This window comes from Halomonas sp. KX33721, assembly GCF_001596805.1.
Lineage (GTDB): Bacteria > Pseudomonadota > Gammaproteobacteria > Pseudomonadales > Halomonadaceae > Vreelandella > Vreelandella aquamarina.
Genome location: NZ_LVIA01000041.1, coordinates 1 through 23,962 on the forward strand (window position 1 = coordinate 1; position 23,962 = coordinate 23,962).

Annotated in this window: 22 protein-coding genes; 10 read left to right on the top strand and 12 right to left on the bottom strand. The window is 58.7% G+C overall.

The genetic code is table 11. The features are described 5' to 3' along the window. From A3220_RS14190 to A3220_RS14200, 3 genes are all read right to left on the bottom strand, one after another. Positions 1–290 (bottom strand): transposase (locus tag A3220_RS14190; RefSeq protein ID WP_164834394.1); only part of this gene is annotated, 290 nt, incomplete at its 3' end. Positions 291–321: 31 nt separating this feature from the next. Continuing rightward, complete coding sequence (locus A3220_RS14195) at positions 322–525, bottom strand: hypothetical protein (protein ID WP_062375401.1); 204 nt, start codon at positions 523–525, stop codon at positions 322–324. Next, positions 522–1,343 carry an ABC transporter ATP-binding protein gene (locus tag A3220_RS14200; RefSeq protein ID WP_062375403.1) on the bottom strand — a complete coding sequence of 274 codons (822 nt, stop codon included), beginning with the start codon at positions 1,341–1,343 and terminating at the stop codon, positions 522–524. Before A3220_RS14200 ends, A3220_RS14195 begins: the two co-directional genes overlap by 4 nt. A 271-nt stretch (positions 1,344–1,614) precedes the next feature. Here A3220_RS14200 and A3220_RS14205 point away from each other — a divergent pair, with 271 nt between their 5' ends. After that, a complete protein-coding gene (locus A3220_RS14205) occupies positions 1,615–3,750 on the top strand; it encodes a TonB-dependent receptor (RefSeq protein ID WP_062375404.1) in 2,136 nt (711 codons plus the stop codon). Between the two features lie 3 nt (positions 3,751–3,753). Here the strand turns inward: A3220_RS14205 and A3220_RS14210 are convergent, their stop codons facing one another. The 7 genes from A3220_RS14210 to sstT all read right to left on the bottom strand — a co-directional run bounded on the left by A3220_RS14210 (position 3,754) and on the right by sstT (position 9,736). Further along, positions 3,754–4,785, bottom strand: coding sequence for an iron ABC transporter permease (locus A3220_RS14210; RefSeq protein ID WP_062375406.1), 1,032 nt, complete (start codon positions 4,783–4,785; stop codon positions 3,754–3,756). After that, complete coding sequence (locus tag A3220_RS14215) at positions 4,782–5,786, bottom strand: iron ABC transporter permease (RefSeq protein WP_054641471.1); 1,005 nt, start codon at positions 5,784–5,786, stop codon at positions 4,782–4,784. The genes A3220_RS14210 and A3220_RS14215 overlap by 4 nt, the downstream gene beginning before the upstream one ends. Beyond that, positions 5,780–6,769: an iron-siderophore ABC transporter substrate-binding protein gene (locus A3220_RS14220; protein ID WP_062362174.1), complete on the bottom strand. Its 990-nt coding sequence runs from the start codon at positions 6,767–6,769 to the stop codon at positions 5,780–5,782. Before A3220_RS14220 ends, A3220_RS14215 begins: the two co-directional genes overlap by 7 nt. 68 nt (positions 6,770–6,837) lie before the next feature. Further along, complete coding sequence (locus A3220_RS14225; RefSeq protein ID WP_062362171.1) at positions 6,838–7,173, bottom strand: AzlD domain-containing protein; 336 nt, start codon at positions 7,171–7,173, stop codon at positions 6,838–6,840. Beyond that, on the bottom strand, positions 7,170–7,910 hold the full coding sequence (locus A3220_RS14230) for an AzlC family ABC transporter permease (RefSeq protein WP_062362169.1): 741 nt from the start codon (positions 7,908–7,910) through the stop codon (positions 7,170–7,172). Before A3220_RS14230 ends, A3220_RS14225 begins: the two co-directional genes overlap by 4 nt. After that, positions 7,907–8,437 carry an XRE family transcriptional regulator gene (locus tag A3220_RS14235; RefSeq protein WP_062375408.1) on the bottom strand — a complete coding sequence of 177 codons (531 nt, stop codon included), beginning with the start codon at positions 8,435–8,437 and terminating at the stop codon, positions 7,907–7,909. The genes A3220_RS14230 and A3220_RS14235 overlap by 4 nt, the downstream gene beginning before the upstream one ends. 81 nt (positions 8,438–8,518) lie before the next feature. After that, positions 8,519–9,736 (bottom strand): serine/threonine transporter SstT, encoded by a 1,218-nt coding sequence (gene sstT / locus A3220_RS14240; protein WP_062375409.1) that lies wholly within the window; start codon positions 9,734–9,736, stop codon positions 8,519–8,521. A gap of 240 nt (positions 9,737–9,976) precedes the next feature. On the opposite strand from sstT, the gene A3220_RS14245 reads away from it, so the two are divergent. From A3220_RS14245 to A3220_RS14270, 7 genes are all read left to right on the top strand, one after another. Then, positions 9,977–10,306, top strand: a complete 330-nt coding sequence (locus A3220_RS14245; protein WP_054641473.1) for a hypothetical protein — start codon at positions 9,977–9,979, stop codon at positions 10,304–10,306. Positions 10,307–10,646: 340 nt separating this feature from the next. After that, complete coding sequence (locus tag A3220_RS14250; protein ID WP_062375411.1) at positions 10,647–12,302, top strand: DASS family sodium-coupled anion symporter; 1,656 nt, start codon at positions 10,647–10,649, stop codon at positions 12,300–12,302. Between the two features lie 109 nt (positions 12,303–12,411). Then, on the top strand, positions 12,412–13,560 hold the full coding sequence (locus A3220_RS14255) for an exonuclease SbcCD subunit D (protein WP_062375413.1): 1,149 nt from the start codon (positions 12,412–12,414) through the stop codon (positions 13,558–13,560). After that, the gene (locus A3220_RS18010) at positions 13,557–14,225 is read left to right on the top strand and encodes an SMC family ATPase (RefSeq protein ID WP_252860480.1); all 669 of its coding nucleotides are present in this window, start codon (positions 13,557–13,559) and stop codon (positions 14,223–14,225) included. The genes A3220_RS14255 and A3220_RS18010 overlap by 4 nt, the downstream gene beginning before the upstream one ends. Next, entirely contained in the window at positions 14,197–16,623 is a 2,427-nt protein-coding gene (locus tag A3220_RS14260) for an SMC family ATPase (RefSeq protein WP_252860481.1), read from the top strand. The genes A3220_RS18010 and A3220_RS14260 overlap by 29 nt, the downstream gene beginning before the upstream one ends. Positions 16,624–16,732: 109 nt before the next feature. Further along, positions 16,733–17,461 carry a tellurite resistance TerB family protein gene (locus A3220_RS14265; RefSeq protein WP_062375414.1) on the top strand — a complete coding sequence of 243 codons (729 nt, stop codon included), beginning with the start codon at positions 16,733–16,735 and terminating at the stop codon, positions 17,459–17,461. Next, positions 17,461–17,940 carry a phosphatidylglycerophosphatase A gene (locus A3220_RS14270; RefSeq protein ID WP_062375416.1) on the top strand — a complete coding sequence of 160 codons (480 nt, stop codon included), beginning with the start codon at positions 17,461–17,463 and terminating at the stop codon, positions 17,938–17,940. The genes A3220_RS14265 and A3220_RS14270 overlap by 1 nt, the downstream gene beginning before the upstream one ends. A gap of 104 nt (positions 17,941–18,044) precedes the next feature. Here A3220_RS14270 and A3220_RS14275 read toward each other — a convergent pair whose 3' ends face one another. Both A3220_RS14275 and A3220_RS14280 read right to left on the bottom strand, forming a co-directional pair. Next, positions 18,045–19,427 (bottom strand): NAD-dependent succinate-semialdehyde dehydrogenase, encoded by a 1,383-nt coding sequence (locus A3220_RS14275; protein ID WP_062375418.1) that lies wholly within the window; start codon positions 19,425–19,427, stop codon positions 18,045–18,047. A gap of 255 nt (positions 19,428–19,682) precedes the next feature. Next, positions 19,683–20,591, bottom strand: coding sequence for a LysR family transcriptional regulator (locus A3220_RS14280; RefSeq protein WP_044630789.1), 909 nt, complete (start codon positions 20,589–20,591; stop codon positions 19,683–19,685). 138 nt (positions 20,592–20,729) lie between these two features. Between A3220_RS14280 and A3220_RS14285 the strand changes: the two genes are divergently transcribed. Together A3220_RS14285 and A3220_RS14290 are read left to right on the top strand one after the other, a co-directional pair. Next, positions 20,730–22,241, top strand: coding sequence for a CoA-acylating methylmalonate-semialdehyde dehydrogenase (locus A3220_RS14285; RefSeq protein ID WP_062375420.1), 1,512 nt, complete (start codon positions 20,730–20,732; stop codon positions 22,239–22,241). Between the two features lie 27 nt (positions 22,242–22,268). Further along, entirely contained in the window at positions 22,269–23,948 is a 1,680-nt protein-coding gene (locus tag A3220_RS14290) for a GMC family oxidoreductase N-terminal domain-containing protein (protein ID WP_062375422.1), read from the top strand. The last annotated feature ends 14 nt before the right edge of the window (positions 23,949–23,962 follow it).

The window sequence follows — 23,962 nt, forward strand, 5'->3', positions numbered from 1 at the left end:
TGGGTATTGGCGGCCAGGTAGCGGAACGCCACCGAGTCATAGGTGGCACGCTCGATCTTGCGGCTGGAGACCACCCCGGTGGCGTAGCCGTAGATCAGCAGGCTCAGTAGCACCGCCGGGTGATGTGCCTTGGAACCCCGCCCCATGTAACGCCGGGTCAACGTCGAGAGGTCCAGTTGTTCGACAACATCGACAACGAACCGCGCCAGGTGACCATCGGGCAACCACTCGTCTACCGAAGGCGGCAGCAGGTAATCGGTCTGGCGATCCACAGGGATGAAGCGGCTCATGGCGATCTTCTCAGCTCGGCGATGACGGTGGTCAGTATCTCACGGTGCAACGGAAAGACCGACAGGCTGCTAGCGTTTGCTTTAATGAATCGCTCATATCGCTGGCGTGGCGTAGTTTGCGCTGCCACTTCGCGCGCGGCCAGCTAAGCAGTAAGTTGCGCTCGGCATGAGCGGCGCTACCGGCCAGCGGGTCGTGCTGTTCACGGCTTAAATCCGCGCAGAAGGTGTGGTTCATAGGGCTGCCTGTAACGTCGCCGAGGTGAAGGGCACGCACACTGGGCTGCCGCTAGCGGGGTCGCGCAGAATGTGAGCATCCAAGTCGAAGACGCGCTTTAGGTTGGCCGCGGTGAACACATCGCTTGGCGTGCCGCTGATGACGATTTGCCCGTCGCGCATCATGACTAGGTGGTCGGCGTAAGCGGCGGCGAGATTCAAGTCGTGCAGTACCAGCAGCAGCGTGCGGCCATGGTCGTGGGCCAGCCGAGATAGCAGCGCCAACAGCTCTACCTGCACCTTCAAGTCTAAAAAGGTGGTGGGTTCATCCAGCAAAATCAAATCGGTCTGCTGGGCGAGCACCATCGCGATCCAGCAGCGCTGGCGCTGGCCGCCAGAGAGCGCTTCCACATCTCGGTCGGCAAACTCGGTCACGTGCATATAGGCCATGGCTTCGGCGATGGCGTTGGCATCCTGCTGTGGATCTTTTTTCCAAAACCCTTGGTGGGGGAAGCGCCCCATCCCCACCAGCTGTTTTACGCTCAACCCCTCGGGGGCGATGGGGCCTTGCGGCAAAATGCCTAGCCGCTGGGCGACCTCCCGGGTGTTGCTGCGATGAATGTCCTTGCCATCGAGATAGACATGCCCGCCGCTAGGCGTCAGCGTTCGCGCCAGGGTTTTTAGCAGGGTCGATTTACCGCTGCCATTGGGCCCCAGAAGCACCGTGAGTTGGCCTTCCGCTACAGCAATATCCACCCCTTGCAAAATGCGCTTAGCGTCGTAGCCAGCGTGCAGGGCGTCAGCGGTGAGTCGTGATGCAGGGTGGGAATAGGCGGGCATAAGGTAGGCTCAGGCAAGCTCAGTCACAGAATTAGGGCAGTCAGCACCCTAAGGCAAAATATTCTCATTTTCAATGTTGTTCTTGTGGCTGCCTGTTCTGTGTCATTGCGGACGTTCGAACGGTGCGTCCGCAACGGTAGACCTGCCTGTTTCTTTGTGCATAATATAATCATTATTATTTAGATCCGCGTTAGCATTTCAGTGGCCGCTAAAGTGATAATTCACCAAGGGTTCATTCGTACGACGTTACACACAACGCAAGGGAGCAGACATGCAAACGATGAAACACGCCGCTTTCTGGCCAACGGTCACCTTGGCAGGATTAGTGGCAGCCACTCAGGCCAATGCCCAGCAAGAGGCAACTGACGTGGGGCAGGCGCTCAACGAGTCATCACCCACCATGGTCGTGACGGCGACGCGTAGCCGTAGTGAAGAGGGGAAAACGCCGCAGCGAGTGACGGTGATCACGCGTGAGCAGATCGAACAGCAGCTCGCCATCACCGACGACCCTGGCCAGGTCTTGAGCAACTTGATTCCCTCCTTTTCACCTAGCCGTCAGAAGCTGTCCAACGCCGGAGAGACGCTGCGCGGGCGCGATGCGCTGTTCCTGATCGATGGTGTGCCTCAGTCCAATCCGCTGCGCGATAGCTCTCGCGATAGCTATACCATTGACCTTTCCATGGTCGAGCGGATTGAAGTGATTCACGGGGCCAGCGCTGAGCATGGTTTGGGGGCCACCGGCGGTTTGATTAACTTCGTTACCCGCCGGGCCGAAGGGGGCGGTATTAACCAAAGCGCGGGCATTAGCGTCACCATTGACGACGACCTGCACTCGGAAGGCTTGGGCAACAAGCTCAACTATCGCATTAGCGGCCAGCAGGGCGACTGGGATTTTGTCGCCGCGGCCACCCGCCAAGAGCGGGGCGTGTTTTACGATGGCGGCGACCGTCGCGTGGGCATTGCCTACCCCGGCGAGCTGCAAAACTCGGAAAGTTACGACCTGTTCGGCAAGTTAGGCTACTGGATCGACGACAATCAGAATATCGAGCTGTCGCTTAATCATTTTGATTTGGAAGAGGGCGACGACTACGTGCCCGTGGTGGGCGACCGCGATGCGGGCATCCCGACCAGCGCCGAGCGGGGCACACCCGACGGCGCGCCAGGCTTCAATGAAGTCACCACCGCCCGCTTGGCGTACTCCCACGCGGATTGGTACGGCAACGCGGTCGATGCCCAGGTGTATCGCCAGCGCTTCCGAGCGCGCTTTGCCACCACGCCGTTCTTCCCTTACCTGGATGGCAACGGCAATACCCAGTTCGACCAAACCCGTAACGAATCGGATAAACAGGGCGCCAAGTTCACCCTAAACCGCCAGGGCATGCTGGATGACCGGCTCGGCGTGACGGTGGGGTTAGACATCCTCGAGGATGAAACCCGCCAAATGCTGGTAGAGACCGGGCGCACCTACGTGCCGGAAAGCCGCTACAGCAACATTGCGCCGTTCTTACAGGGGCAGTTCAAAATCGCCGACCCGCTCACGCTGCATGCCGGCGTTCGCCATGAGCACGCCGACCTTGAGGTGGATGCCTACGAGACGATTGACCGTAGCAACGTCACTCAAGATAACGTCGCGGTAGGAGGCGGCAACCCCAGTTTCGATGAAACGCTTTATAACGTGGGTTTGACGTACCAGGCCACGGAGTGGGCACAGCTGTATGCCAGCTACTCGGAAGGTTTTGGCATGCCGGACGTGGGTCGCGTGCTGCGGGGCATCGGCGAACCGGGGCAGGATGTGGATACGCTGCTTCAACTGCAGCCCATCGTGACCGATAACCAGGAAATTGGCGCGCGCTTTGACTGGGAGCGATACGGCCTGGAAGTCAGCTACTACGAATCGAACTCTGACTTTGGCCAGCGCTTGGCCGAACAGAACGGTACGTGGGTGGGCAGCCGGGAGAAAACCGAAATCCAAGGGGTGGAAGTGACCGGCAACATGCAGATCAATGACTACCATGACCTGTCGCTCTCCTACGCCCATACCCAAGGCAAGTCAGACCAAGACGGCGATGGCAGCGTGGACACCAAGCTTACCGGGATCAATATTGCGCCCGATACGCTCAAGCTGGGCTGGAGCGCCGTATGGAACGACCGTCTCTCGACCCGCCTACAGGGCCGCTATTACTTCGACCGCAGCGTCGATAACCCGGCGCTCGACTTCGATGGCTACGGTTTGGTGGATGCCTCGCTGGCCTACCAGCTCCCTACGGGGCAGCTATCGCTGGGTATCGAGAACCTGACCGACGAAGACTACCTCACCTATTACTCTCAAGCCGCTCGCATCAGCGATGAGTACTACTTCACCGGTCGTGGGCGCACGTTCACGGTGGGGTATCAGCTGGATTTTTAAGGCTTAACGCTGGCGCGCCCGATACAAGAGATAAACAAAAAAGGGCGCGCCAATGCCCGCAACGAAAATACCGGCAGGCAGGTCGTTAGGCAAAAAGGCGACGCGGCCGAGTAGGTCGGCATAAAGCACGAGTAATGCACCGACCAGTGCGGATGCAGGCAGTAGCCGCGCTAAATGTCGGCCCACCCATCGCGCCGCTAGGTGCGGTGCCATGAGGCCCACAAAGCTGAGCCCTCCCGCCACGGCCACCGCAGCACCGGCCAGCACCACGCTACAGGCAAGTAGCACGATTCGGCTGCGCAGTAACGGTACGCCTAACCCTTGGGCTACGCTGTCGCCAAGCGCCATTGTATCGGCGTGGCGCGTTAGCAGAAAACTCACCGGCGTCGCTAACAGTAGCCACGGCAGCAGGCTGGACACATCGGCCCATTGGGCGGCGTATAAGCTGCCGGTCAGCCAGGTATAGGCGCTCATGGCGGTGGAGTCGTCACTCATCACGATCAGTAGCGTAGTGCCCGCGCCCATGGCGGCGGCTAGGCCAATGCCCACTAGCACCAAGCGCGCAGGGCTAATACCACGCTGCCATGCCAAGCTGACCACAAGCAGAGCGGCGAATAAGGCTCCGAGCATGGCCGCCACCGGTAGCCAGCCGATGCTAACGTGCGAACTGAGCAACGCGATAAAGAGAACGGCGGCTAGCGCCGCGCCGCTGGTAATGCCAATAACATCCGGCGAGGCAAGCGGGTTACGCACGATGCTTTGCAGAATGGCGCCTGCCATTGCCAGCGCCGCCCCTACCAGGATCGCCAGCACAATACGCGGTAGCCTAAGCTGCCAAATAATGAACGTCAGCTCGCTATCCGCTGGGTTAATAAGGGAATGCCCGACTTGCAGTGGTGGAGTAGGAAAACTTCCCAAGCAAAGCGACAGAGCCGCGCTTAGCACAAGCCCCACACTCAATAGCAGCAGCGTGAGACGAAAACGTGTGCCAAGCGCGTTGCTGGCGTCAGAAGGAGAGAGCGCTGCGAGTGTCATTGGCGAGCCATGTTGCGTCGTGCGAGGTAAATAAAGAAAGGCGTACCAATGAGCGCTGTCATGACGCCGACCGGCACTTCCTGTGGAGGAATTAAAAACCGCGATGCCGTATCGGCCAGCAGAAGCAAGCAAGCGCCCAAAACGGCACAGCCAGGAAGCATCCAGCGATGGTCAATGCCAAAGAGGCGGCGAGCCATGTGGGGCACGATTAGCCCGACAAACCCAATCATGCCCGCCAGGGCTACTGAGCTGCCTGCCAATACAATCACCACGAGCCCCAGAAGCAGTTTGATGCTGCCCGCGCGCATGCCTAGGCTTGTCACCATGTCATCACCTAATAACAGCGCATTGGCGTGACGTACCAAGAGGGCGCTAAGCACTATGGCACCACCAAACAGCGGTAGCAGCGGCAGTACTAGGTCAAGGTCGCGTCCCGCCACAGAACCCGCTAGCCAATAAAGCACGCTTTCAAAGCTCTGCTGGTCGACCACCAGGAGCCCCTGGCTGAAGGAGACAAACATCGCGGTCACCGCGACCCCTGCCAGCACCACCCGCAGCGGCGAGTTCTCGCCATAGCGCCCGCGACTTAGCAACGCCACTAAACTTGCTGCCACTAGCGCGCCGAGTAGGGCGGCACCCACATAATGGGCAGGCGTATGCAGCGGCAGTAGCGCTACCGCTACCACGACGAAAAACATCGCCCCGGCGTTAATGCCTAAAATACCCGGCGAGGCGAGCGGGTTGCGAGTCATGGTCTGCATCAGTGCGCCCGCTACGGCCAAGCTAGCACCCACGAGCGCCGCCACCACGGCGCGTGGCAGGCGCTCGGTATATAGAATGATATGCGCCACATTAGCGGGATCGTAAGCGGTTAGCATACGCCACAGTGCCGACCACTCTAGCGGGGTGGTGCCGAGCATGACGCTGCCGATAAACGCCAGTAGCGTCATGGCAGCGCCTGCTAGCAACCCTAACCACTTAGCGGAGCTGCTGTTCAGCATGAGGGCGGCTCCTGAATGCATAAAGCGCAGTGTGGCAAGTGGCCATCGGTGGCCGGGGTGAGCTGATAGTAGCGGTAAAGGTCATCCAGCATGGCGTTGGCCGCCAAAATACCGCCGCCCATCATCCAACTAACGGGGTCTGCCTCAAATACTTGGCCGCGCTGCACAGCCGTTAGCCGTTGCCACAAAGGGTGAGAAGCCCAGTGTTGGTAGTTGGCCGCAATGGCTGGGTCATCTGGCTCCAGCAGCACAAAGATGACATCAGCCTCAAGCACCGGAATGTTCTCCGTGCTGACAAGCTTCATCCCCCAGTCTTGAGAGGCCAGCGTCTCGGGTTGTTCAAAGCCCAGCTCATCTAGAATCGAACCGGCAAACCCGCTGGTATAGATCCGCACATGATCGCTTTTAAAGCGCACGACGGCGACTTTTTGCGGCCATTGGCCCCCTAGCTGATCAGCGATCTGCTGGCGAAAGTCCGCCACGCGGGTTTCCCAGCGCTGCAGCAGCGCTTGGGCTTGCTGTTCGCGCTCGCTGGCCTCGGCCACCAGCGCTAACGTCGTTTTGAAATCATAGACGGTGTTGGCGTAAACGCTGGTCGCCATGGCGCTTAACAGCGGGGCGACGCGTTCGTGCCGAAAGTGACTGGCGATAATGGCATCCGGGTTCAGCCAAGCCACTTTCTCAAGGTTCGGCTGGGTTTCCAGCCCCACGTGCTCAACATTGGTAAGCGCATCGCGTAAATAGCGGTAGGTGGGCTTTTCCAGCCAAGCGTCAACCACGCCAACGGGGGTAATTCCGAGAGCTACGGCACTGTCCGTGGCTCCTTGGTAGAGCGTTACTAGGCGTGGTTGGTCACATTGAGTAGGTAAATCAGCAGTGGTGGCTACTTCATTGGCTATAGCAAAGAAAGGCAGCAGGGTGGAGCAAAAAATAAGCAACACCCGCCACCCTGTGCGGCTGCCATAAGCGTCTGCTGTCTGCATACGTGCCCTTCGGTGTCACGGAGAAAGGCGAAATCATGGCATGTTGTAAAAGCTAATGCAAAGCATTATCAAATAAGGGCTGCCACTACCTCCACCGCCCCAAATACTCCCACCCCGGCGGCCACCGGCCAGCCCAGTGAGCGCAGGCGACGCCACACCAACAGCGTAACGCTCAGGCCAATCGCGGTGGCCAACCAAGAGACAGGGCTGGGGTTGACGGGCACTATCGAGACGCCCAACACGGCGGCAATCATCATGGGGCCCAGAATCACCAGCCATTGGGGCATGGCGTTCATTCCCGCTGCGCTACCAAGACGGCGCTGCATCCATAAAAAGGGCACCACTCGCATCAGCAGCGTGCCGAGTGCGCAGATAATGACGGCGATCCACATGGCGCTGCTCATGGGCGGCTCCTCCGTGGTTGGAACGTGACCGTATAGAAGCACAGCGCGCCGCAGGCGGCTGCGAGAGGAATGGCCACGTTGCTCCATCCGGCCAAGTTCAACCCTAGCGCGGCAAGAATGGTACACAGCATGGCGGCAGCCCAGCGCTTGTCGGTAAAGCGCGGTGCCACCATGGTGAGAAACAGCGCGGGGAGGGCGAAGGGCATAATCTCACCCAGTAGCGGCCAGCGGGCGGTGACCGCCTCGCCGCCGGTCGCACCCACCGCCGTGCCGATAATCCACACTCCCCACGCCAGCAGCGAGGCGCCTACAAACCAGCTAAACCGTTTTACTTCCGGTAGCTGGGGGAGCCGTGTGAGCGCCAAAGCAAAGACTTGATCGGTCAGGCCGTGCATCAGCCAAGGCCAGTGGCGGCTTCGGGGCAGCAGCGCGGCCAAATTGGGGCCGTACACCACGTGGCGCACGTTGATGAGTAGCGTCATGGCCACCACCAGCCATAGCGGCGCACCAGCGGCAATCATGCCCACGAACAGAAACTGCGAGGCACCCGCGTAGATCAGCGCTGAAATGGCGGCCGCTTCCCAAGTGGTAAAACCGGCCTGGGTCGCGACCAAACCAAACGAGAGCGCGACCGGAATATAGCCGCCTAACAACGGAATTGCTTCACGCACGCCCTGTAAGGCAGAGCGCAGCGGTGAGTGGTTGGCGTGCACCGTGTGATCGGCTGGCTGGCTCATGGTGGGGTCCCTTCTTGGCCGTAGGTGACGGTGAGTAGCAGGGTGGCTTCATCGGTGTGCGTACGGTACAGGTGCGGCTGGTCGGCCTGAAAGGTGATGCTTTCGCCAGGGGTGAGCGTGGTGGTCGCACCCTCTGGGCCTACTTCTAACCATCCGCTAATGAGCGTCAGCGTTTCCCGCGTGCCCAGGGTATGGGCCTCGGCGTGGCGCAGCGTATTGGGCGCGCAGCGCATCCAGTAGGCATCCACCTGTGGCACGCCCTTACCCTGGTCGATCAACTGTACCTGCACGCCATCCTCACCGAGCGGTACGCTGATCGGTGCCACCAGGGTGCCAAACGGAACGTTGAGTTGGACGGCCAGCCGCCAAATGGTGTCTAGCGTGGGGTTACCGTTGCCCTGTTCTAAGCGGCATAGGTTGGATTTCGCGATGCCTGCCGCGCTGGCAAGCTGTGAAAGTGAGAAACCCTGGGTTTTACGAAGCGCTTGGAGGTGTAGGCCTAGCGTAACAAGAGAGTGCTCATCCATGGTGATTGCCCGTTGTTCCTTTTATAGAACGTTCTATATAAGGAACAGCGGGCTGTCAATCGACAAGCAGTAAAGAAGTGGTTAGGTGAGCTTGCGCGCTCGGCAGGCGGCGGCGGTAAACAGCACGTCGGTGGAGGAGTTAAGCGCCGTTTCGGTGGAGTCTTGCACCACGCTAATCACAAAGCCAATGGCGACGGCCTGCATGGCCACTTCGGTCGGAATGCCGAACAGGCTGGCGGCCATGGGAATCAGCATCAACGAACCGCCCGCCACGCCAGACACACCGCAGGCCGCCAGAGCCGATACGATGCAGAGCAGCAGCGCAGTGGGGAAATCCACGCTAATTCCCAGGGTGTGCGTAGTCGCCAGCGTAATCACGGTAATGGTGATCGCCGCGCCGCACATATTGATGGTGGCGCCCAGCGGAATGGAGATTGAGTAGGTGTCGGCATCCAGGTCTAAGCGGCGGCACAGCTCCAGGTTCACCGGGATATTGGCTGCCGAGCTGCGGGTGAAAAATGCCGTAATAGCGCTGCCCCGTAGGCAGGCAAACACCAGCGGATAAGGGTTTTTGCGGGTGGCTAAATAGACCAGCAGCGGGTTACTCACCAGCGCCACAAATAGCATACAGCCAACGATCACCCCCAATAGCTGGGCGTAGCTAAGCAGTGCCTGCACGCCAGACTCCGCCAGCGTACCGGCCACCAAGCCGAAAATACCCAGCGGGGCTAAGCGAATCACCAGCGTGACAATACGCGTAATGGCGGCGGATAAGTCGCTAAGCGCTTGGCGGGTAGTGTCGCTGGCTTGGCGCAGCGTTAACCCCAGGCCAATCGCCCAGGCCAGAATGGCGATGAAATTGGCGTCCATCAGAGCCGTCACAGGGTTCGCCACCGCGTTGAGCAGTAAGTCACGCAGCACGGTAAAAATATCGCTCGGCGGGTTGCCGTCGACTTGGCCTGCATCCAGCGCCAGCTCCGTAGGGAACGCAAAGCTGGCCGCCACGGCAATTAACGCGGCAATCAGCGTACCCGTGACATATAGCACCAATACCGAGCGGATATGGGTGGGTTGGCCTGCTTGGTGGGCGGCAATGGCCGCCGCCACCAGTACGAAGACTAAAATCGGCGCAACCGCTTGCAGCGCAGCAATAAACAGCTGGCCAAGTAGCGCAACATCTCTGGCAATCCCAGGGGTGAATAGAGCTAGCAGCACCCCAGCGGCAATACCAATCACAATTTGAGGGATAAGGCCCAGCCGTAAAATTGGCCGAAATACGGCATTGACGGTGGCAAACATTGCGCGACTCTCAGGTAGTAGAAGAGGGAAGCGGTGTGGCGGTCAGCCACAACGCGCCTGAAAGGGGCAGCATTCTAACAGTTGCAGGCACGCCTTGGGCGGATGTGTAAAAAAAACGTGACCTGCTATCTCTGTCATAAGCGCCAGATTATACTTCGCTTGCTGCCATCACTAATCGCAGCACGGCGCTTGCGCCTCAAACCCTCGCTTTTCCTCTAAAAAAGAAAAAGGAATGCTTCCATGCGCATTAAGGTGTTTCTGGCTGCACTGCTGATGCTGTGCAGCTCGTCGCTGGTCATGGCGGCCGACTACTACGTCGATATCACCAACCGTACTGGCTACACCATTTACTATATGTACGTGAGCCCGGCGGATTCGAAAAGTTGGGAGGAGGACGTGCTGGGCAGCGACGTGTTGATGAATGGGGATACCCAGCGCGTGACGCTAACGGGGTATAAAAGTCCCTTATTCGATATTCGCTTGGTCGACGAGGACGATGACAGCTATACCTTCTGGAACGTCGATGTTTCTACCCAAGATATCGTGGTGACGCTGGATAATCTGGACTAATAACGGGCAAGCGGCTTGCAACCCATTGGGAAGCAAGTGTTTTGCTATCAGCATGTTCTGCGTGCTTATTGCGCTACAGATTAAGCACTGGAATCACTGAAAACAAAGCCAAGCAAACTCATCTACGAAGACTAATCGACAATAATTATTTCGACTAAAGTGGTTAGACTTTGGTTGTAATTGCCGCCAATTTACTGGACTAATGGCCTATTGCAGTGAATAAAGGGCACCCTAAAAGCCAGCGGCGCTGGCGAAAAATGCCATAGGGACAGCTAAGTCCTGAGCCCTTTCGTTCACCCTGACTGCGAGCGGTACTTCCATAATGCGCAGAACTGCCACGATGACGCTGTGGGATCAGCTTTGGCACTCCCACGACCAAGTTAAAAATCTCCTGATGTGTGCGTTGCCGACCTCAAGTACGGGTGGCGCTGCATCTCGCGGAGAAGCACACGACGCCCAAGACGACAGCCATGGAAATGGCGGGCACTCTCCACGCCCACCGGCGTATAACCGGCCGCAGAAGATTGGCTTGGTGCTGGGCCCTTTGCTGTTTGCTTTGGTCGTGATGTTTTTCCACCCCGCCGGCTTGAGCTTCGAAGGGCGCATGGTGCTGGCAACTACTTTATGGGTGGCGGTGTGGTGGATTACCGAGGCCATTCCTATCCCGGTGACGTCACTGCTGCCCATTATTCTGCTGCCGATTACCGGAGTGCTGGAGAGCAGTGCCGTAACGGCGGCGTACGGTAACCCGATTATTTTCCTGTTCCTGGGCGGCTTTATGATCGCCTTGGCAATGGAGAAGTGGGATCTGCACAAGCGCATCGCGCTGTCGATTATCTCCTTGCTAGGCACCAGCATTAACAGCATCGTGTTTGGCTTTATGGCGGCCACGGGCTTCTTGTCCATGTGGGTATCCAATACCGCTGCCGTCATGATGATGCTGCCCATTGGCACTGCCATTGTCTACCAGGTGACCCAGGAGCTGAACAAAACCGAAGGAGATCACAGTGCCGAGATTGATAAGTTCAGTAAGTCGCTGATTTTTGGCGTGGGCTACGGGGGCACCATTGGCGGTTTGGGCACGCTCATTGGCACGCCGCCGAACATTATCCTGGCGGCGATCGTGAACGAGCTGTTCGGTGTCGAGATTTCGTTCGCGGGCTGGCTGATGTTTGCCTTCCCGGTGGTAGTGACGCTGCTGGTGATTGGCTGGGTGATGCTCACACGCTTCATTTATCCGATCAAGCTCGCCAAATTGCCGGGCGGCCGAGCGCTGATCCGCAAAGAGAAAGAAGCGCTGGGTAGGATCACCTTCGAAGAGAAGGCGGTGCTCGGTGTGTTCCTGTTTGCCGCGTTTTTCTGGATTACCCGCTCGTTCCTATGGCAGGGGCAGATCCTGACGATCCCCGGCATTAACGACACCATGATTGCGATTACCGCTGCCGTGGCGCTGTTTCTCATTCCTTCTCCCAACAAAGGTGGCTGCCTGCTGGGGTGGGATGTGGCCAAAGACGTACCGTGGGGTATCTTGCTGCTGTTCGGCGGCGGCTTGGCGATTGCCGCAGGTTTTGGCTCATCGGGTCTGGCTTCCTGGATTGGCGGCCAAATGAGCGTGCTAGAAGGCGTCAACTTCCTGCTGGTCATTTTGCTGGCGACAGGCATGGTGCTATTTTTGACCGAGATTACCTCCAACACGGCCACAGCGACGATGATTTTGCCGGTGCTAGCCTCATTGGCGCTGGCGCTTGATATTCATCCGTTCGTGCTGATGGTGCCAGCGGCCATGGCGGCCAACTGCGCCTTCATGCTACCGGTAGGCACCCCACCCAATGCGATCATCTTCTCCACGGGTAAAATCAAAATCATCGAGATGGTGCGCAACGGTTTCTGGCTCAACATCATTGCGATGCTGTTGATCGTGGCCGCGGTCTACTTCCTGCTGCCGATGCTGTGGGGCGTGGATCTCACCACCTACCCGGATGCGTTTAGAGACTAACCCGCGACGTGTTCCGCATTAATCGCCCCGCCTCATGCGGGGCTTTTTCATGGGTGAAACGCAGGCGCGGTTGCTATGATGACCGCACACTTTTTTCATCGAGCCTGTCATGCGATTACTTCATACCGCCGATTGGCATTTAGGGCGGCTATTTCACAACCTTTCCCTGCTGGAAGACCAGCGTCATGTGTTGCAGCAGCTGCTGGAGATCATCGACCGCGAGCAGGTGGATGCCGTGCTGGTGGCGGGCGATATTTACGACCGCTCGGTGCCCCCGGCAGCGGCGGTCACGCTGTTGGATGAGGTCTTAGGCGAGCTGTGCGAGAAGCGCGGCCTGCCGGTCGTGATGATTTCCGGTAATCACGACGGTGCCGAGCGGTTGGGGTTTGGCGCCCGCCACCTGCGCCAGGCCGGGCTGCATATTCTCACCGACCTAGCCACCTGCGACCAGCCGGTCACGCTCACGATTGGCGATGACACAGTGGATGTGTTCGGCATCCCCTACGCGGACCCAGAGTACGTGCGCAGCGCGTTTGGCGTGGACGTGCGCGACTTCGATAGCGCCCACCGCTACCTGCTGGAGCGCATTGAGGCACAGCGACAGCCGGGCCGCCCGACGCTACTGATGAGCCACTGCTTTGTCGATGGCGGCACCGCCAGCGACTCCGAGCGCCCGCTCACCCTAGGCGGTGCCGAAAGCGTGGCGTGGGAACCCATGCAGAGTTTCGACTACGTGGCATTGGGCCACCTTCACGGCCCCCAGGTTCGCGGTGGGGAGCACATTCGCTATAGCGGCTCGCTGCTGAAGTACAGCTTTTCCGAAGCCACCCAGCGCAAAGGCGTCACCCTTGTTGAGGTGGGCAGCGAAGGTGTCACTCAAATAGCCCACCATCCGCTGCTGCCCCGCCGGGACGTGCGCGTGCTGGAAGGTGAGCTGGCTCAGCTGCTGGCCCAAGGGGCCGCTGACCCCCACGCCGATGACTATCTGCTGGTGCGCCTCACCGACCGTCACGCCATTCTCGACCCCATGGGTAAGCTGCGGGCGGTGTACCCCAACGTGCTGCACCTGGAAAAGCCCGGCATGCTGGAAGCAAAAGGCCGCCAACAGCTAGGCCGCGAGCGGCTTGCGTTCAGCGCGCTGGATATGTTCAGCGACTTCTTCACTCAAACCAGCGGCGAGCCAATGAGCGACGCCCAGGCCCGTGCCATGAGCGAGTTGATCACCACCCTGAGTCGCGAGCAGGAGGGCCAAGCATGACGCCATTAACGCTGACCATGCAGGCTTTTGGCCCCTTTGCGGGCAGGGAGACGATTGATTTTACTGCGCTAGGCAGAAGCCCGCTGTTTCTGATTAACGGCCCCACCGGCGCGGGTAAAAGCTCGATCCTCGATGCGATTTGTTTTGCTTTGTACGGCCAAACCACCGGCAACGAGCGGGACGCCGTTCAAATGCGCTGCGATCAGGCGGATGCCTCTCTGCTCACCGAAGTCAGCCTGACGTTTCGCCTGCGTGATGCCATGTATCGGGTGCGCCGAGTGCCTCTGCAGGAGCGCCCCAAAGCCAGCGGCGAAGGCACAACGACACAAACCGCAGAAGCCCAGCTGTGGCGACTCACTCCAGAAGGCGAGGAGGACGAGTGCCTAGTGGCGCGTAAGGTCACCGACGCCACGGCCGAGCTGCAAGCGCTAATAGGCCTAGACGCCAATCAGTTTCGTCAGGTGATGGTGCTCCCCCAGGGTAAGTTCCGCGAACTACTGCTGGCAGGCTCCAAAGAGCGCGAAGTCATTTTCTCCCAGCTGTTTCAAACCCAGGTGTTCCAGCGTATTGAAGAGCGCCTGCGCACTCAGGCTAATCAAATCGAGCGGGCGGTGAGCGATCATCGCCAGCATATCAATGGCATTCTTGCCGGGGGGGGAGCTTGAGAGCGAAGCCGCGTTGGCGCAAGAGCTGGAAGCGCTGGTGCCACAGGTAGACCAAGCACGAGAAGGCTTTGAAACCGCGCAGCGAAAGCGCCGACTTGCCGAACAGCAGCGCGATGAGGCCCTGGCGCTACAGCGCCAATTTGAGGCGCGGGACGCGCTGGCAGCCGATAAAGCCCGTCATCTTGAGCAGCGCGCTGAGGTAGACAATAGCCAAGCGCGGTTAGCGCAGAGTACCCATGCCCAGGCGCTGCGCCCCCAGAAAGTCGCTCTAGACCAAGCGCAGCAGGCGTTGGCTACCGCCCACGATGAGCAGCGCCAAGCAAACGCTGCGTTAATCACGCGGCATTTTCACGCTGAACAGGCACAGCAGGCGCTAGAGACGGCATGCCAGCAGCAGGCGGAGCTCCCCGTAATGAGGGAGCGGCACCGCCAGCTGGGCGAGTTTATCCAGAAAAGCCAGCAGCTCAGTGAACTGCAGGAGCACTTTCAAACAGCTCAGGCCGTTTGGCAACAGGCCGATGAGGCGCTTAAGCGCGATGAGCAGCAGCTAGATGGCATTCGCCAGCAAGGCGAAGCCATCGGCGTTCACCTGGAACGCTTGCAGAGTGAGTTTCAGCAACTGGCGAGCGCCCCCGCTGAGCTAACCCGCCATCACCACCTGCTAGCCCTGCGCCAAGAGCTGGATGAACTCACCCAGCGGCACCAGGCATTAACCACGCAACAGCTGCAGGCTAAAAACGCGCTCAGCCACCAGCAAGGCGAGACCAAGCGTGCCGAACGCTACGCCACTGAGCAGGAGATGCGCTGGCACCAGGGCCAGGCCGCGCTGTTAGCGCTGACCCTTGAGCAGGATGCCCCCTGCCCGGTGTGTGGTAGCCTGGAGCATCCCGCCCCAGCGATAAATCGCGCCGAGTTGGTCACCCAGGCACAGGTGGAAGAGGCCAGAGCGGCGCAAGAACAGGCCCGTCAAGCGCTACAACGGGCAGAGCGCCATCACCATCAGCTCACCCAACAGATCGATAGCCACGCAGAGCAGGCCCAGCGACTGAATCAGCAGTTAGGGGAGTGGGTGAGTCAACCGCTGTCTGCTTTGCAAAATGCCTATGAAGACCTGCGCCGCCAGGTGCAGCGCCGAGAGCAGGTTGACGCTGAGATTCGCCAACAGACCGAAGCCCGGGACGCGCTGCGACGTGAGTGGGGCACACTGGATAAGCAGCTTAAAGCCCAACGTCCTGAGGTGGAAAAGGCAAAAGAGCGCGCGTTACGCCTAGAGAGTCAGCGTGATCAGCTGAGCCAATCGCTGCCGGAAGACGCCCGTTATCCCGAAGCAATGCGCCAAACCCTGGCCGAGCTGGAGCAGCACATCGCCCAGCTTGAAAAAGCCTGGGAGAGCGCCCAGCAAGCGCTTTCGACTAGCCAGACCCAACTGGCGCGGGCGGAAGAGCAGTTACGCGGGGCGAACGAGCGGGTCGAGCGTAGCGAGCAGTCGCTTCAGCAGGCTCACGCCGAGTGGCAGTCCGCGCTGCAGGCTAGCCCCTTTGCTGATGAGGCGGAATATCAGGCTGCCCAACTGAATGATGCCCAGCGGCACGAGCTGACGCATCGGGTGGAGGCGTATCAACGCCGCTTGGCCGAGCTTGAGGGCGCGCTAGAGAATTACCAAACCCAGCTGGCGGAAAAAACGCCGCCGGATCTTGCCGCGCTGACTGCCCAGGCTGAAAGTGCACAGGCTCAAGAAAACAGCCAGCTAGAGTCTTGGCGGCAACTGGATGGGCGATTAACCACGCTGCAAAACATTCACCAAAAGCTGACGGCTGCCCACGCCTCCCAGGCGGAGCTGGAAGCCCAATACCAGCTGTGGGGCACGCTCAGTGAAGTCGCCAATGGCCGCACCGGCCATCGCATTAGCCTGCAGCGCTTCGTACTGGGCGTGCTGCTGGATGATGTGTTGATTCAAGCGTCTGAGCGTTTGGTGCGCATGAGCCGTGGGCGATACCAGTTGGTGCGCCGGGAAGACCCCTCTAAAGGCAATAAAGCGTCTGGCCTTGAGCTGGACGTGGCTGATACCTACACCGGCAAAAATCGCCCGGTGGCCACGCTCTCTGGTGGGGAGTCGTTTATGGCGGCGCTGTCGCTGGCGCTGGGGCTTTCTGATGTGGTGCAGGCTTACGCGGGCGGTATTCAGCTCGATACGCTATTTATTGATGAAGGCTTTGGCAGCCTGGACCAAGACGCCTTGGATCAAGCCATTGCCATGCTGAGCGAGCTGCAAATGAGCGGCCGCATGATTGGGATTATTTCCCACGTCAGCGAACTCAAAGAGCAGATGCCGGTTCGTATTGAGGTGAGCGCTAGCCGTCATGGCAGTTCGGTCGAGGTGAAAGGGGCGCTGAGCTAAGCGCTAGCGCGGGGTTAATTCATGCTGCATTCATGTAGTATGCGTTATAACAAGGGTTAAACGACCCGCGTTCGACCCGTCGAATGAATGTTTATTGAGGAGTGCAAGGATGAACGCAAGCAAAATTCTACAGCAGCTGATGAGCCAGGCCAGTGGTAGCAAAGGCAGCAGCGGCGGCATGGATGTCAAAGGCGTGATTGATGGGCTCTCCCGCCATTTAGGCGGTAATAGCAGCCAAGGTACGCGTCAAAGCAGCGGTTCCAGCGGTTTTGATGTGAAAAGCCTGCTGGGCGGCGGTGCCCTGGGCATGCTGGTGGGTTCAAAACGTGGCCGCAGCATGGGCGGTAAAGCGTTGAAATATGGCGCGATTGCGGGTGTAGGCATGCTGGCGTGGAAAGCGTGGCAAAGCTCTCAGGAAAAGAAAGGAGCGGCGACCCAATCCTCATCAGAAGGCGAGCGTGTCGAGGTGTTAAGCGGTGAGTATCAAGAGCGCCGCAGCCTGGAGCTGTTGCAGGCAATGATCATGGCCGCCCGGGCGGATGGTCATATCGATGAGCAGGAACAGGCGCTAATCACCGATCAGATTGATGCCCTAGGCGCGGATCAGGAGATGCACCGCTGGGTGGAACAGCAGCTAAAAGCGCCGCTGGATGCTCAGGCTCTCGCCCGTGAAGCGGATTCCCCCCAGGCGGCCCGCGAGATGTACCTGATCAGCGTGGCAGTGATTGACGACCAAAACCCCATGGAGCGGGCTTGGCTGGATCAACTCGCCAGCGCGCTAAACCTAACGCCAGAAATGGCGGCGGAGCTTGAACGTCAGGCACAGCAGGCTGGCTAATGCTCGATACGTTTAATTTTTGGCTAGCTACCGGCTTTGGGCTGGGGCTAGCGCCCGTTGCGCCAGGCACTTTTGGTTCATTGATTGGCTTGCCACTGGCGTGGTGGCTCTTGGGCCGCTCAACCGGGCAGCAGGCGGTCATCATCGCGCTGATGCTGATAGCGGCCGTGCCGGTCTGTCATATCGCTGCGTGGCATTATGATGGCCTGGACCATGGCAGCATCGTTGCCGATGAGTACGTCGCTTTTCCGCTCGCGGTGCTAGGGCTAAAAGCCGCTCGCCATCCATTGGTTCTGGCCCTGGCGTTTGGCGTCTACCGCTTTTTTGATGCTTTAAAACCGCCGCCTATTCATTTAGCGGAGTATGTCACCGGTGGGTTGGGCATTGTGTTGGATGATGTGATTGCCGCGCTGGTAAGCTGGCTGGTGGTCGCGCTGATAGTGATGCTATGGCAGCGTTGGCAGCAGAAAATCGTCTAACGCCACTTTTAAATACGCTACCCATAAAAAAATGCCGCAGGTCATAAACGACACTGCGGCGTTTTTATGGATTAGCCCATCGTAAGCCGATGGGCTTGGCGGTGTTAGCTTTGCACCACAATCACCGATTTAATGTTGACGAACTCGTGCATACCAAAGCCGCCGTGCTCACGGCCGTAGCCGGAATCTTTCACGCCGCCAAACGGCATTTCAGGCGTTGCCACACCAAAGCCGTTGATAAACACCATGCCGGTATCGAAATACTTGCTGGCAAGCTCGGTGGCGCGCTTCACGTCTTTGGAGATGATGCCGCCGCCCAAGCCGTAGCGGCTGTCGTTGGCGATGCGCATGGCATCTTCATCATCTTTGGCACGAATCAACGCGGCAACCGGGCCAAACAGCTCGTCGTCATAGGCGGGCTGGCCGGGGGTGACGTTATCCAGCACGGTGACCGGGTAGAATGCCCCTTTACCTTCTGGTTTTTCGCCACCGCAGAGGATTTTTGCGCCTTTACGCACGCTCTCTTCCACCTGTTTGTGAAGGCCGTCACGAAGATCGACACGGGCCATCGGGCCTAGGTCGCTATCTTCTTTGGTCGGGTCGCCCGCTTTTAAGTCCTTCATGCGTGCCACGTAGCGCTCTTTAAACGCTTCGTAGTTCTTTTCGGTGACCACAAAGCGTTTTGCCGCTACGCAGGTTTGGCCGCCGTTAAACACGCGGCCAGTGACGCAGGTATCCACCGCCACGTCCAGGTCGGCATCGTCCAGCACTAAGTAGGCATCGTTGGAGCCTAGCTCCAGTACGGTCTTTTTGAGATGCTCGGCGGCTTTAGCAGCCACTTTGCGGCCAGCGCCGTCGCTGCCTGTCAAGGTCACGCCACGCACGGCTTTATGGGCGATGACAGTGTCGGAAACATCGTGTGAAATCAGCAGTGTGCGGAAAACGTTTTCCGGCAGGCCCGCTTCGCGGTAAATTTTTTCCAGCAGCAGGCCGCTGCCCGTTACGTTTTCAGCGTGTTTTAGCAGCACGCTGTTACCCGCCATAATATTGGCGATGGAGTAGCGCACCACTTGGTAAGCAGGGAAGTTCCACGGCTGAATGCCGTAAATCACGCCCATGGGGGAATAGGTAACAATACCGCGCTCGCCGTTACCGGGTTTACGCTCTTCATCGGCCAGCTTGGTGGGGCCATGTTCGGCGGTGTAATCACAAATACCGACGCAAAGATCCACTTCCTGGCGCGCTTGCGAGGGCAGCTTACCCATCTCTTTAACCATCAGGTCGGCAAGCTCTTCTTTATGCGCATTCATTGCTTCGCCAATCGCTTTCACCACCTTGGCGCGGTGCTCTAGCGGCTTGAGCCGCCAATCCAGAAACGCCTCATGACTGGCCTCGACTATCTGCTTGGCCTGGCTTTCATCCATCAGCGTGTAGGTCTCAAGCGTTTCGCCGGTGGTCGGGTTCACTGTCGTAATGGTGTTGCTCATAAGATCTCCTATCTTTAGATCAACGGGGCGCTCAATCAAGTAGAGCAGTCCTTTAGCCGACTGGTCTATTAATGCTGACTTTCTACCTTAGTAGAGAAATGGTGTTTTGCCCAAATGAATAATTAGCCATTTAATAACGCTCACGTTGGGGCAAGTCGCATAGGAAATCGTTCCATAAAAAAAACGCCAAGGCGGATAAAGCGTCTTGGCGCTTTTGAGGGTAACGGAGAGGGTTACTTGTCAGGTTCCGCTTCCTTACAGCGACCTTAGACGATGCGGCCACACCGTATCGAGGGTGTCTAGTGCGGCTTTAATCGTGGGCTCGGTGGCGCGGTCGCTGCGCCAGATCAGGCTTAATGCGCAGGGCAGGCGAACGTTGTCCGCCACCGCCAAGCCGCTCTCTTGGCGTTCGGCCATGGCCAGCGCGTCTCGCGCTAGGCTCAGGCCCACGCCTGCTCTGACTAAATCCAGCATACACGCCTCTTGGTCGACCTGGGCAACACGGTTCGGGGTCGCGCCGCTTGCGGCCAGCGCTCGCTTGAGTAGCCGGGAGTGCGCTGACACGGTGGGGGTCACAATCCAGGGCAGTTGCGCAAGCGCCTCCCAGCGGGTGTCGGCAAGTTTGGCTTCCCAGCCCGGCGGTGCCACCACGTGGTAGTGAAAGTGGGTTAACTCTCGCCATGCTAGCGTAGGATTGCCAGTGCCTTCGCCGGGCGGGGCGAGAAAAAAGCCCACATCTAACTCCCCCTGCTCCACGTTGCCCAATACGCTGCCGCTCATGCTGTGGTGAAGCTCGGTTTCCAGCTGTGGCGCACGGGCCATCAAGCGGCTGAGAAAATCGCCCAAACGAATAAATTCCGGGTCAACAATGGTCCCAATGCGCAGCTTGCCCCGCAGCGTGCTGTGTAACGCGCTGGCGCTCTGCTCAAAGGCCAGCGCGCTGGCCAGGGCATTTTCAGCGGCCGGTAGCAAGGCGTAACCATCGGCAGTCAGCGTTAACCCTTGTGGGCGGCGGGTAAACAGCGTTAGGCCCAGATGCAGCTGTAGCTGCTTCAACTTTAGGCTAACCGCGGGCTGGGTCAAATGAAGCTGCTCGGCCGCCTTTGAGACGCTGCCGGTATGGGCAACGGCCACAAAGGCCCGCAGCGTGGCGTACTCCTGCATGGTGGTGAACCTTCATTGTTATGTTATTAGCAAAGCTTATATCTGGGTTAAAAATTACTCAATTGCTTGGCCTGTTAGGCGGGGTAGTCTAGTGATCATCCTCCGATCACTTAAGCTTTTGTTATAAAGGTAGCGACAATGACAACCAACGCCATCCATCATTTTATTAACGGCCAACGCAGCGAAGGCGCCTCCGGCAGCGCCCAGGATGTCTTCAACCCTGCCACTGGGCAGGTCACTGGCCGCGTTGCCCTGGCTTCGGCCGCCGATGTGGACACCGCCGTGCAAGCCGCCCAGGCGGCATTTCCAGCCTGGGCCGATACGCCGCCCATTCGCCGTGCTCGGGTCATGTTCAAATTTCTGGAGCTGCTAAACGCCAATAAAGATGCCCTGGCCGAAGCAATCACCAAAGAGCACGGCAAGGTATTTACCGATGCCCAGGGCGAAGTGGCACGGGGTATTGATATTGTCGAGTTTGCCTGCGGTATTCCCCAGCTATTAAAGGGTGATTACACCGAGCAGGTCAGCACCGGCATTGATAATTGGACCGTGCGTCAGCCGCTGGGCGTAGTGGCGGGTATTACGCCATTTAACTTCCCGGCAATGGTGCCGATGTGGATGTTCCCCATCGCCATTGCTGCCGGTAACACCTTTATTCTCAAGCCCAGCCCGCTGGACCCTAGCGCTTCGCTGATGATTGCCGACCTGTTGCAGCAGGCGGGCCTGCCGGATGGCGTGTTCAACGTGGTGCAGGGCGACAAGGACTCCGTGGAAGCGCTGATCGATCATTCGGAGGTGAAGGCGCTCTCGTTCGTCGGCTCCACGCCCATTGCCAACCTGATTTACGAGCGCGGTGCCAAACACGGCAAACGTGTGCAGGCACTGGGTGGGGCGAAAAACCATATGGTGGTGATGCCAGACGCCCATCTGGATAAAGCAGTGGATGCGCTGATTGGCGCCGCCTACGGCAGTGCGGGCGAGCGCTGCATGGCGATTAGCGTGGCCGTGCTGGTCGGCGATGTGGCCGATAAAGTCGTGCCGATGCTCACCGAGCGGGCTAAGGCGCTGAAAGTCAAAGATGGCATGCAGCTGGATGCGGAGATGGGGCCCATCGTGACCCGCCAAGCGCATCAGCGGATCACCGGGTACATCGAAAAGGGCGTGGCAGAAGGCGCTCAGCTTATTGTCGATGGCCGCGAGTTTGATAGCACCCAAGCGGGCGAGGGCTGTGCTGACGGTTTCTGGATGGGCGGCACGCTGTTCGACCACGTCACGCCGGAGATGACTATCTATAAAGAGGAGATATTTGGCCCGGTGCTGGTATGCGTGCGCGTGCCGGATGTGGCGACCGCCATTCAACTGATTAACGATCACGAGTTTGGCAACGGGGTGAGCTGTTTTACCGAAAGCGGCAGCGTCGCCCGTGAATTTGGCCGCCGGATTCAGGTGGGCATGGTCGGCATCAACGTACCGATTCCGGTGCCTATGGCGTGGCACGGCTTTGGCGGCTGGAAGCGCTCGCTGTTTGGCGATACCCACGCTTACGGCGAAGAGGGTGTGCGCTTCTACACCAAACAGAAGTCGATCATGCAGCGCTGGTCGGACTCCATCGACGCGGGTGCAGAGTTTGTGATGCCGACGGCGAAGTAACGCCTGACCGTTACGGGAGCCAAGCCCATGCCAACAAATACAACCACTTATCCCACCGCAGAAGCATTTGATTACATCGTGGTTGGCGCAGGCACCGCAGGGTGCCTGATGGCCAATCGGCTAAGCGCCGACCCCAATAATCGGGTGCTGCTGATTGAGGCGGGCGGTCGGGATAACTACCGCTGGATTCATATTCCGGTGGGCTACCTTTATTGCATTAATAATCCGCGCACCGACTGGCTGTTTCGTACCGAGCCGGACAAGGGGCTTAATGGCCGCTCGCTGATCTACCCCCGAGGTAAAACCCTGGGGGGCTGCTCCAGCATCAACGGCATGATCTACATGCGCGGCCAAGCGCGGGATTACAACCACTGGGCGGAGGTTACCGGTAGCGACGAGTGGCGCTGGGAGAACTGCCTGCCGGACTTTATCAAACACGAAAACCACTACCGGCTGGATGAAGGCAGCGACGGTGATGAGACTCACCGTGCTTTTCATGGCCATGGCGGCGAGTGGCGGGTCGAGAAGCAGCGCCTGAAATGGGAAGTGTTGGATGACTTTGCCGAAGCAGCGGTGCAGGCGGGAATTCCACGCACCGACGACTTCAACCGGGGTAGTAATGAAGGGGTTGCCTATTTTGAGGTAAACCAACGTGACGGCTGGCGTTGGAATACCGCCAAGGCATTTTTGCGTAGCGCGCTAAAGCGGGACAACTTGACGCTTTGGCACTCTACCCAGGTGAATCGGCTCTGCTTTGATGAGGAGCAGCCAACGCTTCGTTGCACTGGGGTAGAAGTGGTGCGCAGCGGTAAGCCCCAGCGTGTTCAGGCGAGAAAAGAAGTGGTGCTGTGTGCGGGGGCCATTGGCTCGCCCCACCTTTTGCAGCTATCGGGTATCGGGCCTGCTGAGCATCTACGCGAGCACGGCATTGAGGTAGTGCACGACCTGCCTGGGGTAGGTGAAAACCTGCAAGATCATCTCCAGATTCGCTCGGTGTATCGTGTCAGTAATGCCAAAACGCTCAATGCTATTGTCAGTACGCTGTGGGGCAAGGCGGGGATTGGCTGGGAGTACGTGACCAAGCGCACCGGGCCGATGAGCATGGCGCCTTCGCAGCTTGGCGCATTTACCCGCAGTTCTGACGATCAGCCGTATCCCAATATTCAGTATCACGTGCAGCCGCTCAGCCTAGAGGCCTTTGGGCAGCCGCTGCATCCGTATCCGGCCATTACGGCGAGCGTATGTAACTTGAATCCTACCAGCCGAGGAACGGTGCGTTTGAAAAGCGCCGACCCGCGTCAAGCACCGGCGATTTCTCCGAACTATCTCAGCACGCCGGAGGATCGCAAGGTGGCGGCTGATTCGCTACGGGTAACCCGGCGTATCGCCGAACAGCCTGCCTTCGCTAAATATTTGCCTGAAGAGGTAAAGCCGGGCGTTGAGTATCAAACCGATGACGAGCTAACGCGGCTAGCGGGAGATATTGGCACGACGATTTTTCACCCGGTCGGCACCACGCGGATGGGCAAACGTGATGACCCAATGGCGGTAGTGGATGAAAAATTGCGGGTACTTGGGGTGGTGGGATTACGGATCGCGGACGCGGGCGTAATGCCTACCATCACCAGTGGAAACACCAATTCGCCCACGTTAATGATCGCTGAAAAAGCCGCTGGATGGATTTTTAAAGAAAATTCATTGCATTGACATTTTTTTTCATC